Origin of the sequence: Xanthomonas euvesicatoria pv. euvesicatoria (genome assembly GCF_020880415.1) — a bacterium.
Taxonomy (GTDB): Bacteria; Pseudomonadota; Gammaproteobacteria; order Xanthomonadales; family Xanthomonadaceae; genus Xanthomonas; species Xanthomonas euvesicatoria.
In genome coordinates, this window is record NZ_JAJIUJ010000067.1 from 1 (window position 1) to 16,436 (window position 16,436).

The following is a 16,436-nucleotide window of genomic DNA, read 5'->3' on the forward strand; positions in this document are numbered from 1 at the left end:
GCAGTTCATAGGCCTTGACCGGCTTGCCGGCGTCGGCGATCAGCCGCAGCACGTTCGCGCGGATCGGCGTCAGCCGCAGGCCGCGTTCGCTGCAGGCACGCTCCACCGCGCGCACGAAACCGTTGGCATCGTCGACGTGGTGATGCGGTGCAGTGCAGGCGAGATCTGGTGCGTGGGTGTGCTTGGTCATACAGGCTCCGGCGTCAGGCCGCTCCAATCTTGATGAGTGCCGCATCGATGCGTTTCAAGGCACCCTCGCGTCCGGCCAGGTACACCGTTTGCGAAATATCCGGGCTGACCTGGGTGCCGGTGATGGCCACGCGCAGCGGCTGGGCGATCTTGCCCATGCCCAGTTCCAGCGCGGCAGCAGCGTCGTGCAGCGCAGCCGAGACGTTTTCGACGCTCCACGCATCCACGGCAGCCAGCAGCTCGCGCGCCTTGCCCAGCGGCACCTCGGCGCCAAGCTTGAGGTGTTTCATCACCGCCGCTTCGTCATAGGTTTCCAGCGGCTGGTACCAGACCACGGCTTTTTCGGCCATTTCCTTCAAGGTCTGCACGCGCTCGCGCAAGGCCACCACCACATCGGCGGCGGCCGGGCCGGCGGCGATGTCCACACCGAGCTTGGCAAGCTGGTATTCCAACTGCGGGGCGATGCTGGCCGGGTCGTCGGTCTTCAGGTAGTGCTGATTGACCCAGCCGAGCTTGGCCATGTCCAGGCGCGCGGCCTTGGAATTGACGTCCTTGACGTCGAACAGGTCCAGCAATTCCTGCCGGGTGAACAGCTCTTGGTCGCCGTGCGACCAGCCCAGGCGCGCCAGGTAATTTATCAGCGCATGCGGCAGATAGCCGGCGTCCTTGTACTGCATGACGTCGGCCGCGCCGGTGCGCTTGGACAGCTTGGCGCCCTGCTCGTCCAGGATCATCGGCATGTGCGCGAACCTGGGCACCGGTGCGCCCAGTGCTTCGTAGATATTGATCTGGCGCGGAGTGTTGTTGATGTGGTCGTCGCCGCGGATCACCTCGGTGATGCCCATGTCCCAGTCGTCCACCACCACTGCGAAGTTGTAGGTGGGGAAGCCGTCCGGGCGGAAGATCACCATGTCGTCGAGCTCGCTGTTGGCGATCTCGATGCACCCCTTGATCAGGTCCTCGAACACTACCGTGCCGCCGATGGGATTCTTGAAGCGGATGACCCGGTTGGGGTCGTCGCGATACGGCAGGTTCTGCTCGCGGGCAGCGCCGTTGTAACGCGGCTTTTCCTGCTTGGCCATGGCGGCCTCGCGCATGGCGTCGAGCTCTTCGCGGGTTTCGTAGGCGTAATACGCCTTGCCCTGCGCGAGCAACTGCTCGGCAACCTCCTGGTAGCGCGCGATGCGCTGGGTCTGGTAGATCGGGCCTTCGTCGTAGCCCAGGCCCAGCCAGTCCATCGCTTCCAGGATGGCGTCGATGGCCGCCTGGGTGCTGCGCTCGCGGTCGGTGTCTTCGATGCGCAGCACGAACTGCCCGCCGCGGTGGCGCGCCTCCAGCCAGCAATACAGGGCGGTGCGGGCGCCGCCGATGTGCAGGTAACCGGTGGGGCTGGGGGCGAAACGGGTGCGGCAGGTCATGGAGCGCTCGGCGGACGGGAGTCGGCCGATTTTACCTTGCGCAGCGTGGCCCTGCCCGGCCCGTGGCTCAGCGGTTGTGCAGCAGGTCGCCGTACACCACGCAATCGCCGCCGCTGCGTGCCTTACCCGGGGCGTCGTACAGCACCAGCCAGGTGGGAATCTTGCCGGCCAGGTGCCTGGGCAGGTTGCAGATGGCCTCGGCGCGGTCGCAGTCCTTGCCATGCGGCAGCACTGCCGATTCCAGCAGGTCGTGCTGGAAGCGCACCGGTGCGCGGTTGGCGGCCAGCACGGTGCGCGCATCCGGCCATTTGAACAGGCGAATCTCGCCATTCAGCACCATTGTCGGCCCGGCGAGCAGGTACAGATCGTCGCCGGAATAATGCAGGTCGCGAATGCCCAGCCCGCCCAATTGCAGGAAGTGCTTGCGCAGCAGGGTGCCGTCTTCGTCCAGCGGTGCCAGGCGCAGATGGTCGCCATGCGCTTCCACCTGGATCTCCAGCATTGCCGACCAGCCACGCAGCACCGGCCCACGCAGGCCCAGCAGCAAGCGCTGGCCATCGACCACGATGCCTTCGATATCGAAGCCGTTGTCCTTGCCGGGAATCTTCAGGAACGGGCCGAAATGCGGGTCGTCGGCCAGCAGGTCGGTGAGTTGGTTGTGCTTGGCATCGCCCTTGAGGCGAAGTGCGCGGCGGCCGTCGGCGGCTTCGCGTACCAGCTGCGGGCTGCCGTCTTGCGCCTGCTCGATCGGCAGGCAGGCAAGCAAGCGGCGGTTGCCATCGAGCTTCAACTTGGTCAGGCGTTTGGCGTTTTCAGCGTCGTCGCGGCCGCGCTTGGCGTTCTTGCGCTTGCTGCCGTGCGAACCGACGACCCACAAGAATCCGTCCGACAGGCCCATGCCTTCCAGGTCGGCTTCCTCGCCGTCTTCGCCCGGCAGATCCAGCAGGTCCGCCAACGGAAAGCTCTGCCCTTCGCCGAAGCGCAGCGTCTCGCGCTGTACCGGATCGAGCTTGCGCAGCCGATCCACCGCGCAGGCTTCGTCGCCGGCCACCCACAGCCAGTCGTCGGTGAAGGCGGCGCCGGACAGATTGCTGTGCACCAGCGCACCGGGCGCGAATTCGAGCCGGACGCTATGCGGAATCAGGGTTTTCTTGGCCATTGGGAACCTGTGGGTGATGAATCAACCGAACGCGGCCAGCTTGGCACGCACCACATCGGCCGCCAACTGCCCCGGCCAATCGCGGTCGTTGGCCACCTGCGCCTGCGCGCGGCTGGCCTCGAACGCCGCAAAGTCCAACTCGGCCAGTGCCCACACCGTCTCGCCCTGGGTCTGCGCCAGCACGCCGTCGGCGGGGAAGCCGACATCCATTGGCGCAAACACCGCCGCGTCGCCGGTATTGATGTCCAACGCCGGGCTCCACGGCGCTTGGCCTGCAGTCACCGATTGCGCGACGAACACGCGGTTTTCCAGCGCGCGCGCCAGGCAGCCGATGCGCACGCGCATGGCGCCGGCGGCGGTGTCGGTGCAGCTGGGCACGATCAACAACCGTGCGCCGGCCTCGTATTGCGCACGCACCGGCAGCGGGAACTCGCTGTCGTAGCAGATCGCGATCGCGGCGCGAATGCCGTCCAGTTCGAACACCTTCAGTTCCTCGCCCGGCTCGATCAGCCCGGTGGCCTTTTCGAAGCCGGTGAGCTGCAACTTGTCCTGCCAGCCGTGCAGGCCCTCCGGGGTGAACCAGTCGCTGCGATTGCGGTAGCGCCCCTGCCCCAGATCCAGCAGAAAACTGCCGGCAATCAGGTGCAGCCGATGTTCCCGCGCCAGGCCGGCAAACAGTTCCAGCCACGGCGCGCGCAGCGCCTGGATGGCCGCCAGCGATTCGGGCAGGCCGGCAGAAATCTGCGTGTCGAACGTTGCGCCCAGTTCCAGCGACAGATATTCGGGCAGCACCACCACCCGCGCACCGGCAGCGGCGGCTTCGGCGATCAGGGCCGACTGGCGCGCCGCAAACGCGGCGAAGTCGACTGGCTTGCCGATGGGGTATTTGGCAACGGCAATTTTCATCTGGTGGCCTTTGGGGTGTTGGATCGAAGCGGCGAAGCAATCAGACCAGCTCGCCAACGCATTGTGCAGCGATTTTGCAGACCGTTCGTGATGCTTGTCGGTGGCTGTAGGGCGCTGGCCGCACTCACTGCGACAACGCACGTGTCCACACAACCAAGCTGTGGTCGATCTCGCCATGTTGCAACTCCGCCCACTGCAGGTGCACGCGCATGCCCGGCTGCGGGGCGTAGCCACGTTTGCGCCAGAACGCATCGTTGGGACGGTAATCGGCTGGTTGGCGCGGGTCGTCGGGCGCGCGTTCCACCGAACAGAACGCGGTCGATGCAAAGCGGCCCAACGCGCGTGCATGCGCTTCGCGCCGGTCGAAAAATGCATGACCGATACCCTGCCCGCGATACGCCGGCAGCAGCACCGATTCGCCGAAATAGAACACGCCGGCCGGATCGATGCCTGCCGCACGGAACGGTGCGTGGAACGCGTCGCTGTCATCGAGCAGCGGCAAACCGGTCGATGCACCGATCACCGCATCGCCATCGCGCGCCAGCACGAAGACGCTGTCCGGCGATGCCGCATAGGCCGCCAGATAGTCGCGCTCGTACGCGGCATCGCCTTGGTACAGATACGGCCATGCGCCGAACACGCTGATGCGCAGCTGCGCCACCGCATCCAGATGCGGCAGCACCTGCGTGCCGCGCACCGTTTGCACCATTAACGAGGAGCCAGCCATGCCGCCATGGTAAGCCAGCAAGGCGTGGCTGCAATGCGATGCTTCAACGCAGCCAATGACCATGGTTCCAAACGCAGGTCTGCGGTTGTTGCCACAGCAACCACACCGCCGCTTCGTCGGTGGCCAGCAGTACCCCGAGCAGCGCATTGGTGCTGCGTGCCCAGTAGCTGCCATTGCTCAGCCGTTGCCACGGCCCATAGCTGCGTGCCCGGGCGTAGCCGGTACGGGTGTGCTGCTGCGCTGCCGCCTGCAAGAACGCATGCCCGCCGCTGCGCAGTTGCTGCGCGGTGCGTGCGTGCAGCTGCAGGCCCACCACCCCGCGGCGCCTGTCGCGGTTCAGCGGCAAGGCCGGCAGCGCCGAGCTCTCCCAAGCGTGCGGCAGCGCTGCGGGAAGCAGCGCCACCGTGTCGATACCGGCGGGCAGCAAACGCTGCGCGCGCCGGTGCAAGTGTGCCTGCGTCAGCATGCCGGGCTCAGCGCAGGCTATTGCCAAGCTCGTACCAATCGAGCTTGCGGGTGACCCACATGATGCTGGCCAGGATGCCGAACAGCAGCAACGATCCCATCAGCAGCGCGTTGTCCTCGGAGATCAACAGGCTGTAAAGCACCGCGTACAAGGCGGTGAGCATCACCGAGAAGCCAGCCGCACGGACCCAACTGCGCAACACGCCGGACAGATAGAAGAACTGCAGGCCGATACACGCCGCCGCCGAGACCAGATAGGCCTGCCAGAACGCGATGTGTTCGGAAAGGCTGAGCAGCAGCAGGAAGAAGATCGCCAGCGCCAGGCCCACCAGCAGGTACTGCAACGGATGGATGGGCAGGCGCTTGATCAGCTCGAACAGCACGAAGGCCACGAAGGTCAGCACCACGAACAAGATGCCGTACTTGCTGGCGCGGTCGGCCTGGGTATACACGTCCACCGGGTCGACCAGGCGCACTTCCAGCGTATCCAGCGCCGCATGGCTGGACTGCAACTGGGTCTGCGCACCGGTGGCCAGCGACGACAGCGACCAGCTCGCATCGAAGCCCTTCGGCCCGATGCTCGGCGCATTCGGCAGGAAGCGGCCGCCGAAGGACGGGTGCTGCCAGTCCGAGCGCAGGGCGATGTCGTTGTTGTCGGCGATCGGCGCGATGGCCAGCCGGCGCGTGCCGTCCAGCACGAACTGCATGTCCACCACGTTGCCGTCCTGCAGCCGGCCGGCGAGCGGGTCGGCCAGCGGACCCAGTTGGGCATGGATGCCCGCCGAACGGTCGGCCAGTGCGCCTGCGCCGCTCTCCAGCGCCAGCGCGCGGCCATCGACCTGCAAGCGCGGCGTGCCGACCAAGCCGCGCACGTCGGAAATACCGATTGCCAGATACGGCTGGCCATACACACGGGTCGGCGCAGCCGCGTAGTCGAAGGGGTCGTACTCGGCATGCAAGGTGGCCTTCCAGGAATACACCTGCACGCGGTACAAGCCCACCTCGCGCACCGAGGGCACCATTTCGCCGCTGAGTTTCAGGCGACGCGGCGTTTGCAGCAGCGTACCTTCGCGCTTGCGCCAGACCTTGCGCTGGTTGCCCTGCTCGTCCGGCTCGGTGACCTGCACGTCTTCGGTATACGGCAGCACCCGCACCGGCGCGATGAACTGCTGCTCGCCGGCCTTGCTCTGCGCCACCCGCTCCACCGCCTCGTCGCGGTAGCGCGCGCGGTCCTGCACCGCGCCACGGATCAGGAGCAGCGGAATCAACAACAGCAGGATCAGCCCGCCGATGGTGGCGAACCGCAACAACAGTTTCAGGGATTTCATCGGCCATCCTCATCTTGGGAGGTGGCCAGGGTGCGCTGCGCCGGTGTCGGCGGTTTGAGGCGAATTTGAAGCGAATGTGAAGTGGGCAACCCGGACATCCGGCGACCGGCACTGTGACGCATTGACGAAATACGGCTTTCAACGCTCCAAAGTGCCACCCGTGCCCAAAACGGGCTTCCGTTTGATCGGCAGCACTTCGCCTGGCCGCCGCACGCAGCCACTTCACGCGTAACGATGCACGGGCAGGTGCGCAGCCCCAAATCCCTCCTTTCATCTGATCGCAGCTTCCAGTTCGCCGCGCTTCGATGAGGTCTCGAGCCGCAGCCATTGCATCAGCGCTGCCGTGGCCGCACGCCCACTCGGCAGTGATTTGGCAACTGCGCACGACTGCATTCCTCTCTTAACCTGGAGCTGCCTTCCATGAACTCGCACCGTTCGCTCGCCCTTTGCCTGCTCGCCGCCCTGAGCCTGACCGCCGCCACCGCGCAGGCGGCAGTGCACGGCATGGGCCTGAAGCCTTCGTCGTTGATGCAGCCGGTCACCCCGCTGTTCGGTACCGCGAGCGTGAGCACACCGCTGCCTGCCAGAGTCGACCTGACTGCATGGGCGATCACGCCGGGCGACCAGGGCCAGGTCGATGCCTGCGTGTCATGGGCGACCGCTCACACCCTGACCGGTTGGTATGCCAACGCCAACAGACAGGCCCAGACGCGCTTTGCCCCGATGTACCTGTACAGCCAGGTCAACGGCGGCGTGGATGAAGGCTCTACCCTGGAAGCACCGCTGCAGATCGCGCTTGCGCAGGGCATCGACACCGAGCAGCACTATTCGTGGGGCAACTACGATTGGAAACACCAACCCACTGCCGCCGACAGGGCCAACGCTGCCAGGAACCCGACGCCGTATCGCCATTACACCGTGCTGTATTCGGGCAGGGGGAATGGGGGAAGCGCCCTGATCCAACAGATCAAGCTCGCCCTTGCCTCTTCCACGCCGGTGGCGATCGGCTTCTATGTGCGCCAGGGCTTTGAAGACCTGACAGCCCAAAATCAGGTCGATTACGACACCACGACGCCGATCCTGGGCGGGCATGCGGTCATCGCGCTGGGCTACGACAGCGAAGGACTGATCGTGGAAAACAGCTGGGGCACCGCATGGGGCAACAAAGGCTTCGGCAAACTGTCCTGGTCGGTGGTCGCCAAGGATGTGATCGGCGCCGACGTGGTGTACTAGCACGACGCGGCCACGCGCCGTACGCTGAGTGATGCAGGCGCGGCATGTGCCCTGGCGCATGCCGCAGCCTTGAACGCGCGGCTGCCACCGGCGCCAACCAGCCGCGACAACGGCCTGCAGCGACTCAGCCGATCGGCAGGCGCAACACCGCACGCGCACCGCCACCATCGCGGTTGCCCAGCATCACGTCCCCGCCATGCAGGCGCGCAACCTCGCGCACGAACGGCAAGCCGAGACCGGAGCTGCGCTGGCCGGTCTGCGGGCGTGCCAGCGAATAGAACCGCTCGAAGACGCGCTCGAGCGCGTAATCCGGCACGCCACTGCCGCGGTCTTCAACCAGCAACTCCCAGTGTCCGTCGCGCAGCCGCGCCTGCAGGCGCACATGGCTGTCTTGCGTCGAAAACGCGATGGCGTTTTCGAGCAGATTGATCAGTGCCTGCCTGAGCAGAAACCCATCGCCCAGTACGTGGTGATCGCCTGGCGCGCCAGCCCCTGCGTCCACCTCCACGGTGATGCCCGCCGCCGCTGCACGCAGCGCCACCGCGTCCGCCGCAGCCTGCAGCAGCCCATCAATACCGATGGGCTCGCGCTTCTGCAGCCAGCCGTGCTGCTCCACCTCGGCCAGTGCCAGCAGCTTGTCGATGGTTTCGGTGAGCCGGTGTTCCTGCGCGCGGATGGTGGCAACGAAGTGCTGGCGGTCGGCCTCCGGCAGTGGCTCGGTCAACAACTCCGAGGCACCGCGAATGGCCGCCAGCGGGCTTTTCATCTCGTGCGTCAGCGACTGCACGTACTGCTCCACGTAGGCCTTGCCTTCCAGCTTGCGACGCATGCTTTCCAGCGCCTGGCCCAGATCGCCGATTTCATCGCCACGCGGTTTGGGCGGCGGTACCGGGATGCCGGCGCTCACCGCCTGCGCATAGCGATTGAGCCGGCCGATGCCACGCATCAACCACCAGGTCATCAAGATGCCGATCAACACGGAAATGCCGATCAACCAGGCGCCGCGCTGCAGGATGTTGCGCTGGCTGGCTTCGATAAACGGGTCGATGCTGCGATTGGGCTGCGCCAGGGTCAGCACGCCGATCAGTTTGCCGGGGTCGTCCGGTGCGTAGATCGGCGCGGCCACATGCATCACCGTGGCGGCAGGGTCGCCATCGATGTCCGGGCTGGAACGCGCGCCATATTCGCCGCGCAGCGTGCGATAGACATCGTTCCAGCGCGAGTTGTCGCGGCCCACGTCGCGGCCCAGCGAATCGAACACCACCACGCCGCGCGCATCGGTGACGGTCACGCGGTAATCCACCGTGTTCTTGCGAAAGCGCCATACCCACGCCTTGGGGTCGCGCTGCTGGGCCCTGGCCACGTTGCGCGCGAAGCGGCCATCGGCAAGCGTGCCGGCAGCCAACTCGCCACTGGCCATTTCCGCCAGCACATTGGCCGCATCCACCAGCGTGGATTCCATCGCCTGGCGCACCCCTGGCTTGACCTCGTTGACGAACACGCGCATCACGAAGAACGCGGCCAGGCCCACGATCAGGAAGAAGCCCAGGAACAGCTTGAGACCAAGCCGCATGTCAGCCCGCGGCCTCGCTCAGTTCACCAAATGCGTGCCGGCGCATGCCTATACCTCCAGCGCGTAGCCAAGGCCCCGGTGGGTGCGGATCGGGTCGGCCGGCACGCCGGCCAGGCGCAGCTTGCCGCGCAGCGTCTTGATATGGGTGTCGACGGTGCGGTCGGCACTGTCGGCGCTGGCGTCCCAACCGCGGTCCATCAGCTGCGCACGGCTCAGGATCGCACCGGGGCGCTGCAGCAACGCTGCCAGCAGCGCGTATTCGTAGCGTGTCAGCGGCAGCAGGGTCTCGCCATAGCGGATGCGGCTGCCCTCGCGGTCGATCGCAAACGCGCCGTGCGGCTGCCAGCCCGATTCGGCCGGCGCGCCGGCATGGCGTCGGCGCAGGCGCGCACGCACGCGCGCCACCAGCTCGCGCGGCGAGAACGGCTTGGCCATGTAATCGTCGGCGCCCAGCTCCAGGCCGAGCACGCGGTCGATCTCGTCGTTGCGCGCGGTCAGGAAGATCACCGGCACCTGGCTGAAACTGCGCAACGTGCGGCACACCTCGAACCCGTTGATGTCCGGCAGGCCCACATCGAGGACCACCACATCGGCCGGATCGGCGCGCAGACGCGTCAGCGCATCGCGGCCCAGCAGGCAATGCTCAGGTGCATAGCCCTCGCTGCGTAGTGCGTAGAGCACGGTATCGGCAATGGCGGCTTCGTCTTCGACGACGAGCACGCGGGCGGCAGACTCGGACATGCCGCGCAGCATACCGGCATGCGGGCACGGCCTACAGGTCGAGGTGATCCCCCATGGCGTGGCACGACGGGCGCACACGCCGCATTGCTCGCGGCATCGCGCGGCCTCTGGATGTCGCCACCGTGCGCTTGCGCTGCGTCGCCCGCAATGGGCGGCAACAAATCGCGCCGCAGCCTCTACACTGCCGCGATGAACTATCGCCACGCCTTCCATGCCGGCAACCATGCCGACGTGCTCAAGCACATCGCCCTGCTTGCCCTGATCGACACCCTCAAGCGCAAGGACACCCCGTTCTTCGTGCTCGACACGCATGCCGGGCGCGGCCGCTACCAACTCGGGGGCGAAGAGAGCCGCAAGACCAACGAGGCCGATGCCGGCGTGATGCGGCTGATGGCAGAGGCCAGCTTGCCCGAGGTGGTCGAGCGCTATCTGCGCGCGGTACAGGCCGACAACCAAGCCGTCGCCCGCCCCGCCACGCCCGGCCAGAAGCCCACCCGCCCGACCGCCGGCATCCAGCTCAACTACTACCCCGGCTCGCCGCTGCTGGCTGCGCAAGCACTGCGCGAGCAGGACCGCATGGCATGTTGCGAACTTCAGCCCGACGAAGCCGAGGCGCTCAAGGCCCTGTTCGCCAGGGACAGCCGGGTACGCGTGCACGCTGGCGACGGCTACGCGGCCATCCGCGCCTTCCTGCCGCCACGGGCTGGCGAAACCAAGATCGGCCGTGGGCTGGTGTTGATCGACCCGCCCTACGAATCGCAGGACGCCGAATACCCGCAGATCATCCATAGCGTGCGCGAAGCGTTGGCGCGCTGGCCGCAGGCGATCTGCATGGTGTGGTACCCGATCAAGCTGCGCCGCAGCCTGCAGCCGTTCATGCGCAAGGCCGCCGCGTTGCCGGCCAAGTCGGTGCTGGTCGCCGAGCTGCAGGTGCGCCCGGACGACTCGCCGCTGCGCCTGACCGGCAGCGGGCTGCTGATCGTCAACGCGCCCTGGCAGTTCGACCAGATGCTGGCGCCGGCGTTGCCGGTGCTCAAGCAGCATCTGGGCGAGCCCGGCGCCTCGACCCGGCTGGAGTGGCTGCGCCAGGACGGCTGAGCCGGCAGGCGCGTTCGCCTACCCGTCGCGGTGGGTAGGCAGGCGGCAGCGCACCACGCGCACCGCGTCGGCGGCATGGCAGGTGCCGCGAGCACCTCCAGCGCAGCGTAAACAAACGGGCGCTGCGCCGGATGCCCATGTCCCAGCAAGGCCGGGCCGGGCGACCAATGCCGTCCGGCGGCCCCGCGGCGTCCACTCGGCTGCCACAGTGCGCGCCCCATCACGCTCACGACCGGCTCACGGCTCCGCTCGTTACAGTTGTGTGAGAAGCACTGCCACCTCCTGTCGGCCCCCGGCGGCACACCGGATTCATTCACGGTTGCGCGCCGGGCTGGTGCCAGAATCTTCCGATCTTTAAGGAACACCGGTCATGGCCATTCGCAATCGCATGCCTCCCTGGCATGAAAACTTCAGCCTGCCCAATGGCCGCACCCTTCTGCTTCGCCCGATCCGTCCCGAGGATGGTCCGCCGCTGCAGGGAGCCTTCAGCCTGTTGGGACCGGAGGAAATTCGCGCGCGCTTTGTGCGCTCCTCCACCGAAATCACCCCGGAGATGGTGCAGCGCCTGACCCATCCCAACCCCAAGAGCGAGATCGTGCTGGTCGCCGCCGAGCAACTGCCGCCCGGCGAAGCGCTGGTCGGCGCGGTCGCGCGCGCCGCACTGGTGCCGGGCACCCGCCAGGCCGAATACACCATCCTGGTCAGCAGCTTCGTCGCCGGCCAGGGGCTGGGACGGCAGCTGATGCGCAAGTTGGTCAAGTGGGCACGGCGCAAGTACCTGGACTGCCTGTTCGGCGATGTGCTGCAAAGCAATGTGCCGATGCTGCAGTTGGCAGAATCGCTGGGCTTCAAGCCGCAGGCGCATCCGGAGTCGCCGGAGCTGGTGCGGATGGTGTTGGAGCTGGATGCTTGAGGGGCCGGGAATGGAGAATTGGGAATGGGGAATCGGTTTAAAGCGGGTGAGTTTTCGCCTGGTTGCAAGTCCCTTGCCTGCACACCCTCGCATGACACGCTGCAAGTACGTTTTCGTACGTGCAACGAACCGCTCTCATTTGGCCGCTAGCCAACTCTATTGTGCGGTGTCCGAGCCGATTCTGGGACCGTTGGCGGCATGGACGCGGCCATCCAACCCCCATGGATGGGTTCACGGCGTGTCCGGCAAGCGGTAAGGGCACCGCGCAATCGACCAGTACCGCGGCTTTGTGCTTCCTGAACTCGCGCCGCGCTTACGTCACGCCAGTCCCCCCAAGGTCAGCCTGCGCGCCCCACCGCCTTTCACACCAGATGGACCGGCCGCAGCGGGGGCTCTGATAAAATCGCCGGCTGATGCCGTCGCCTACCTTCCCCTCCCCGCCGCTGCCCAAGTCTGGCCAGCTCCGCGCCTACTGGCGCGCTCCGTCCTCTCCGACTGCGCTGGCCTGGTCGATTGCGCGGGCAGCCGAAGCGCATGCCGGCCCGTTGCTGGTCATCGCACGCGATAACCAGAGCGCGCACCAGATCGAAGCCGATCTGCACGCCTTGCTCAGCGAACAGGCGGCGCTGCCGGTGGTGCCGTTTCCCGATTGGGAAACCCTGCCCTACGACCAGTTCAGCCCGCATCCGGAAATCATCAGCCAGCGGCTGGCCGCCCTGCACCGCCTGCCCGGCCTGACCCGCGGCGTGGTGATCGTGCCGGTGCAGACCTTGCTGCAGCAGCTGGCGCCGCTGAGCTACATCGTCGGCGGCAGCTTCGATCTCACCGTTGGCCAGCGGCTGGATCTGGATGCGGAAAAGCGTCGCCTGGAAAGCGCCGGCTACCGCAATGTGCCGCAGGTGATGGACCCGGGCGATTTCGCGGTGCGCGGGGGCCTGCTGGACGTGTTTCCGATGGGCGCGGACACGCCATTGCGCGTCGAGCTGCTGGATGAGGACATCGATTCGATCCGCGTGTTCGACCCGGAATCGCAGCGCTCGCTGGACAAGGTGGACGCGGTCAAGATGCTGCCGGGCCGCGAAGTGCCGATGGACGATGCCAGCGTGGAGCGCGTGCTGGCCTGCCTGCGCGAACGCTTCGACGTGGATACCCGGCGCAGCGCGCTGTACCAGGACCTGAAATCCGGGCTGGCGCCATCGGGCATCGAGTATTACCTGCCGATGTGCTTCGCCAAGACCGCAACGCTGTTCGATTACCTGGACAAGCGCGTGCTGCCGGTGATCGCCACCGGCGTGTCCAACGCCGCCGACGCCTTCTGGGCCCAGGCGCAGAACCGCTACGAACAGCGCCGCCACGATGTGGAGCGCCCGCTGCTGCCGCCGGACGAGCTATACCAATCGCCGGATGCACTGCGCGAGCGGCTCAACAAGCTGGCGCGTATCGAAGTATGGGCCAGCGATCATGCGCGCATCGATGAGGCCGCCCCGCTCGGCGACCAACCGTTGCCGCCGCTGCCGGTGGCCGCAAAGGACGCGCCGGCCGGCCAGGCGCTGGCGACGTTCCTGAGCCATTATCCGGGCCGCGTGCTGATCGCTGCCGATTCGGCCGGCCGCCGCGAAGCCTTGATGGAAGTGCTGGCCGCCGCGCAGTTGAAACCGGAGCTGGTCGCCGATGTGCCGGCGTTCCTGGCGGGCACGCTGCGTTTTGCCATCACCGTGGCGCCGCTGGAGGACGGCTTTGCGCTGGATCAACCGCAGATTGCGCTGCTGACCGAGCGCCAGCTGTTCCCGGAGCGGGCCAATCAGCCGCGCCGCACGCGTCGGGTCGGACGCGAGCCGGAAGCGATCATCCGCGACCTGGGCGAACTGTCCGAAGGCGCGCCGATTGTGCACGAGGATCACGGCGTGGGCCGTTACCGCGGGCTGATCGTGCTCGATGCCGGCGGCATGCCCGGCGAGTTCCTGGAAATCGAATACGCCAAGGGCGACCGGCTCTATGTGCCGGTGGCGCAGTTGCACCTGATCAGCCGTTATTCCGGCGCCTCGGCCGAGACCGCGCCGCTGCATTCGCTGGGCGGCGAGCAATGGACCCGTGCCAAGCGCAAGGCTGCCGAGAAGGTGCGCGACGTGGCCGCCGAACTGCTGGAGATCCAGGCACGTCGCCGTGCACGCGCCGGCCTGGCGTTGCAGGTGGACCGCGCAATGTATGAGCCGTTCGCGGCCGGATTTCCGTTCGAGGAAACCGGCGACCAGTTGGCCGCCATCGATGCGACGCTGCGCGATCTGGGCAGCAGCCAACCGATGGACCGCGTGGTGTGCGGCGACGTGGGCTTCGGCAAGACCGAGGTTGCGGTGCGTGCGGCGTTTGCCGCCGCCAGCGCCGGCAAACAGGTCGCCGTGCTGGTGCCGACCACATTGCTGGCCGAACAGCACTACCGCAATTTCCGCGACCGCTTCGCCGATTACCCGATGAAGGTGGAAGTGCTGTCGCGCTTCAAGAGCACCAAGGAAATCAAGGCCGAACTGGAAAAGGTCGCCAGCGGCGAGATCGACGTGATCATCGGCACGCACCGCTTGTTGCAGCCGGATGTGAAGTTCAAGGATCTCGGCCTGGTCGTGGTCGACGAAGAACAGCGCTTCGGCGTGCGCCAGAAGGAAGCGCTCAAGGCGATGCGTGCCAATGTGCATCTGCTCACGCTCACCGCCACGCCCATCCCGCGCACGCTCAACATGGCCATGGCCGGCCTGCGCGATCTGTCGATCATCGCCACCCCGCCGCCGAACCGCCTGGCGGTGCAGACCTTCATTACTGCCTGGGACAACACGCTGCTGCGCGAAGCCTTCCAGCGCGAACTCAGTCGCGGTGGTCAGCTGTATTTCCTGCATAACGATGTGGAAAGCATCGTGCGCATGCAGCGCGATCTGTCGGAACTGGTGCCGGAAGCGCGCATCGGTATCGCGCATGGGCAGATGCCCGAGCGCGAGCTGGAACGGGTGATGCTGGATTTCCAGAAGCAGCGCTTCAACGTGTTGCTGTCGACCACGATCATCGAATCGGGCATCGACATTCCCAATGCCAACACCATCATCATCAACCGCGCCGACCGCTTTGGCCTGGCGCAGTTGCACCAGTTGCGCGGCCGCGTGGGTCGCTCGCATCACCGCGCCTACGCGTACCTGGTGGTGCCGGATCGCCGCTCGATGACCTCCGATGCGGAAAAGCGCCTGGAAGCGATTGCCTCGATGGACGAGCTCGGCGCCGGCTTCACCCTGGCCACGCACGACCTGGAAATCCGCGGCGCCGGCGAATTGCTGGGCGAAGACCAGAGCGGCCAGATGGCCGAGGTCGGTTTCAGCCTCTACACCGAACTGCTCGAGCGCGCAGTGCGCAGCATCCGCCAGGGCAAGCTGCCTGACCTGGATGCCGGCGAAGAAGTGCGCGGTGCCGACGTCGAACTGCACGTGGCCTCGCTGATTCCCGAGGATTATCTGCCCGACGTGCACACGCGCCTGACCTTGTACAAGCGCATTTCCAGCGCACGCGACCCCGATGCGCTGCGCGAACTGCAGGTGGAGATGATCGACCGCTTCGGTCTGCTGCCGGACCCGGTCAAGCATCTGTTTGCCATCGCCGAGCTCAAGCTGCAGGCCAATGCGTTGGGCGTGCGCAAGCTGGACCTGGGCGAAAACGGCGGGCGGCTGGTGTTCGAGGCCAAGCCGGCGATCGACCCGATGACCATCATCCAGATGATCCAGAAACAGCCGAAGATCTACACGATGGATGGCCCGGACAAGTTGCGCATCAAACTGCCGATGCCCGAAGGCGCCGACCGTTTCAATGCGGCACGCGGCCTGTTGGCGGCATTGTCACCGGGCTGAAGCGCTGCGGCGCCGGCAAGCGGCGACCGCACCGAGCACGATCACCACGTATAAAACGCGACCAGGCAGGCGGGCAATCCACCGCCTGGTCGCATTTGCCCGTCATGACTACCGCAGCACGCGCGCCGCGCATCCGGTTTGGATAAAAGCGCCCGCCGGTGCTTCACGCGCGCGAAGCCGGGGCGTCACCTGCAACGCCGTGCCGGAACGGGGCGAACTGTCCGACGGGACAGGCTCGAACAGTCCCCCTGAGCCTGCTTCCGACAAAGCTGAGCAATTAATCCACAGGCGGTGACGGGTTTCGCAAATCCGTCATTGCGCTGAATTTTGCCTAAATATTTCCAAAAGGCGCCGATACCTGCATAGACCGGCATGGCCCGTGTGCAGCGCTGCTCACACCCGTCCAGGCCGTTGCGACCTTCCCAGGCCATGGTACGCACCCGTGCGCCATCGCACCGCTTGAGGCACCAATGAACACGCCACTGTCCGATCTACCCGCGCCGCTGACCCTTGCCCTGGAGGGCGAGATGACCATTCGTCGCGCGGCCGAGCTCAAGCCGTTGCTGCAGCCGGCCTTGCTGCATCCGGGTGGATTGCATCTGGACCTGGCCGCCGTCAGCGAGATCGATACCACCGGCCTGCAATTGTTGCTGGCCACCAAGCAGGCGATCCAGGCCGATGGCCGGCCGTTTTCGTTGACCGATTCCAGCCGTGCGGTGGTCGATGTCATCGAGCTGCTCGGCCTGCTCGAGGCCCTGTACCCGCATGCGGTTGCAGGCCTGGGCGAACGAATTCACTAACGGACTGG

At 66.4% G+C, this 16,436-nt stretch carries 13 protein-coding genes and 1 pseudogene; 5 read left to right on the forward strand and 9 right to left on the reverse strand.

What is annotated here, in order from left to right; genetic code table 11:
- The 7 genes and pseudogenes from LN450_RS10785 to creD all read right to left on the reverse strand — a co-directional run.
- Positions 1-190, reverse strand: a pseudogene (locus LN450_RS10785) (transcriptional repressor); the annotation flags it as partial.
- 13 nt (positions 191-203) lie between these two features.
- Positions 204-1,607, reverse strand: a complete 1,404-nt coding sequence (gltX, locus tag LN450_RS10790; protein ID WP_042841456.1) for a glutamate--tRNA ligase — start codon at positions 1,605-1,607, stop codon at positions 204-206.
- 67 nt (positions 1,608-1,674) lie between these two features.
- On the reverse strand, positions 1,675-2,766 hold the full coding sequence (locus LN450_RS10795; RefSeq protein WP_008576092.1) for a DUF3616 domain-containing protein: 1,092 nt from the start codon (positions 2,764-2,766) through the stop codon (positions 1,675-1,677).
- Between the two features lie 21 nt (positions 2,767-2,787).
- A complete protein-coding gene (locus LN450_RS10800; RefSeq protein WP_011348062.1) occupies positions 2,788-3,672 on the reverse strand; it encodes a carbon-nitrogen hydrolase family protein in 885 nt (294 codons plus the stop codon).
- A gap of 124 nt (positions 3,673-3,796) precedes the next feature.
- The gene (locus LN450_RS10805) at positions 3,797-4,399 is read right to left on the reverse strand and encodes a GNAT family N-acetyltransferase (protein ID WP_041855144.1); all 603 of its coding nucleotides are present in this window, start codon (positions 4,397-4,399) and stop codon (positions 3,797-3,799) included.
- A gap of 43 nt (positions 4,400-4,442) precedes the next feature.
- Entirely contained in the window at positions 4,443-4,865 is a 423-nt protein-coding gene (locus LN450_RS10810) for a hypothetical protein (protein WP_011348064.1), read from the reverse strand.
- Positions 4,866-4,872: 7 nt separating this feature from the next.
- Positions 4,873-6,192, reverse strand: coding sequence for a cell envelope integrity protein CreD (creD, locus tag LN450_RS10815; protein WP_011348065.1), 1,320 nt, complete (start codon positions 6,190-6,192; stop codon positions 4,873-4,875).
- 420 nt (positions 6,193-6,612) lie between these two features.
- Here creD and LN450_RS10820 point away from each other — a divergent pair, with 420 nt between their 5' ends.
- Positions 6,613-7,425 carry a C1 family peptidase gene (locus tag LN450_RS10820; RefSeq protein ID WP_011348066.1) on the forward strand — a complete coding sequence of 271 codons (813 nt, stop codon included), beginning with the start codon at positions 6,613-6,615 and terminating at the stop codon, positions 7,423-7,425.
- Between the two features lie 124 nt (positions 7,426-7,549).
- On the opposite strand, the gene creC is transcribed toward LN450_RS10820, so the two are convergent.
- Positions 7,550-8,998 carry a two-component system sensor histidine kinase CreC gene (gene creC / locus LN450_RS10825; RefSeq protein ID WP_011348067.1) on the reverse strand — a complete coding sequence of 483 codons (1,449 nt, stop codon included), beginning with the start codon at positions 8,996-8,998 and terminating at the stop codon, positions 7,550-7,552.
- A gap of 48 nt (positions 8,999-9,046) precedes the next feature.
- Positions 9,047-9,751: a two-component system response regulator CreB gene (gene creB / locus LN450_RS10830; protein ID WP_008576101.1), complete on the reverse strand. Its 705-nt coding sequence runs from the start codon at positions 9,749-9,751 to the stop codon at positions 9,047-9,049.
- Between the two features lie 177 nt (positions 9,752-9,928).
- On the opposite strand from creB, the gene LN450_RS10835 reads away from it, so the two are divergent.
- The 4 genes from LN450_RS10835 to LN450_RS10850 all read left to right on the forward strand — a co-directional run bounded on the left by LN450_RS10835 (position 9,929) and on the right by LN450_RS10850 (position 16,428).
- Positions 9,929-10,837 carry a 23S rRNA (adenine(2030)-N(6))-methyltransferase RlmJ gene (locus LN450_RS10835; protein WP_011348069.1) on the forward strand — a complete coding sequence of 303 codons (909 nt, stop codon included), beginning with the start codon at positions 9,929-9,931 and terminating at the stop codon, positions 10,835-10,837.
- Between the two features lie 370 nt (positions 10,838-11,207).
- Positions 11,208-11,750 (forward strand): GNAT family N-acetyltransferase, encoded by a 543-nt coding sequence (locus tag LN450_RS10840; RefSeq protein ID WP_003488532.1) that lies wholly within the window; start codon positions 11,208-11,210, stop codon positions 11,748-11,750.
- A gap of 413 nt (positions 11,751-12,163) precedes the next feature.
- The gene (gene mfd, locus LN450_RS10845; RefSeq protein ID WP_011348070.1) at positions 12,164-15,628 is read left to right on the forward strand and encodes a transcription-repair coupling factor; all 3,465 of its coding nucleotides are present in this window, start codon (positions 12,164-12,166) and stop codon (positions 15,626-15,628) included.
- Positions 15,629-16,098: 470 nt separating this feature from the next.
- On the forward strand, positions 16,099-16,428 hold the full coding sequence (locus LN450_RS10850; protein WP_003488096.1) for an STAS domain-containing protein: 330 nt from the start codon (positions 16,099-16,101) through the stop codon (positions 16,426-16,428).
- Positions 16,429-16,436 lie beyond the last annotated feature (8 nt).

Bases quoted from the DNA above. Each gene is read 5' to 3' on its own strand.
- creD (WP_011348065.1), bottom strand. From the start codon at position 6,192: ATGAAATCCCTGAAACTGTTGTTGCGGTTCGCCACCATCGGCGGGCTG.
- LN450_RS10850 (WP_003488096.1), top strand. From the start codon at position 16,099: ATGAACACGCCACTGTCCGATCTACCCGCGCCGCTGACCCTTGCCCTG.
- LN450_RS10840 (WP_003488532.1), top strand. From the start codon at position 11,208: ATGGCCATTCGCAATCGCATGCCTCCCTGGCATGAAAACTTCAGCCTG.
- gltX (WP_042841456.1), bottom strand. From the start codon at position 1,607: ATGACCTGCCGCACCCGTTTCGCCCCCAGCCCCACCGGTTACCTGCAC.
- LN450_RS10835 (WP_011348069.1), top strand. From the start codon at position 9,929: ATGAACTATCGCCACGCCTTCCATGCCGGCAACCATGCCGACGTGCTC.
- LN450_RS10795 (WP_008576092.1), bottom strand. From the start codon at position 2,766: ATGGCCAAGAAAACCCTGATTCCGCATAGCGTCCGGCTCGAATTCGCG.
- mfd (WP_011348070.1), top strand. From the start codon at position 12,164: ATGCCGTCGCCTACCTTCCCCTCCCCGCCGCTGCCCAAGTCTGGCCAG.
- creB (WP_008576101.1), bottom strand. From the start codon at position 9,751: ATGCTGCGCGGCATGTCCGAGTCTGCCGCCCGCGTGCTCGTCGTCGAA.
- LN450_RS10820 (WP_011348066.1), top strand. From the start codon at position 6,613: ATGAACTCGCACCGTTCGCTCGCCCTTTGCCTGCTCGCCGCCCTGAGC.
- LN450_RS10810 (WP_011348064.1), bottom strand. From the start codon at position 4,865: ATGCTGACGCAGGCACACTTGCACCGGCGCGCGCAGCGTTTGCTGCCC.
- LN450_RS10805 (WP_041855144.1), bottom strand. From the start codon at position 4,399: ATGGCTGGCTCCTCGTTAATGGTGCAAACGGTGCGCGGCACGCAGGTG.
- creC (WP_011348067.1), bottom strand. From the start codon at position 8,998: ATGCGGCTTGGTCTCAAGCTGTTCCTGGGCTTCTTCCTGATCGTGGGC.
- LN450_RS10800 (WP_011348062.1), bottom strand. From the start codon at position 3,672: ATGAAAATTGCCGTTGCCAAATACCCCATCGGCAAGCCAGTCGACTTC.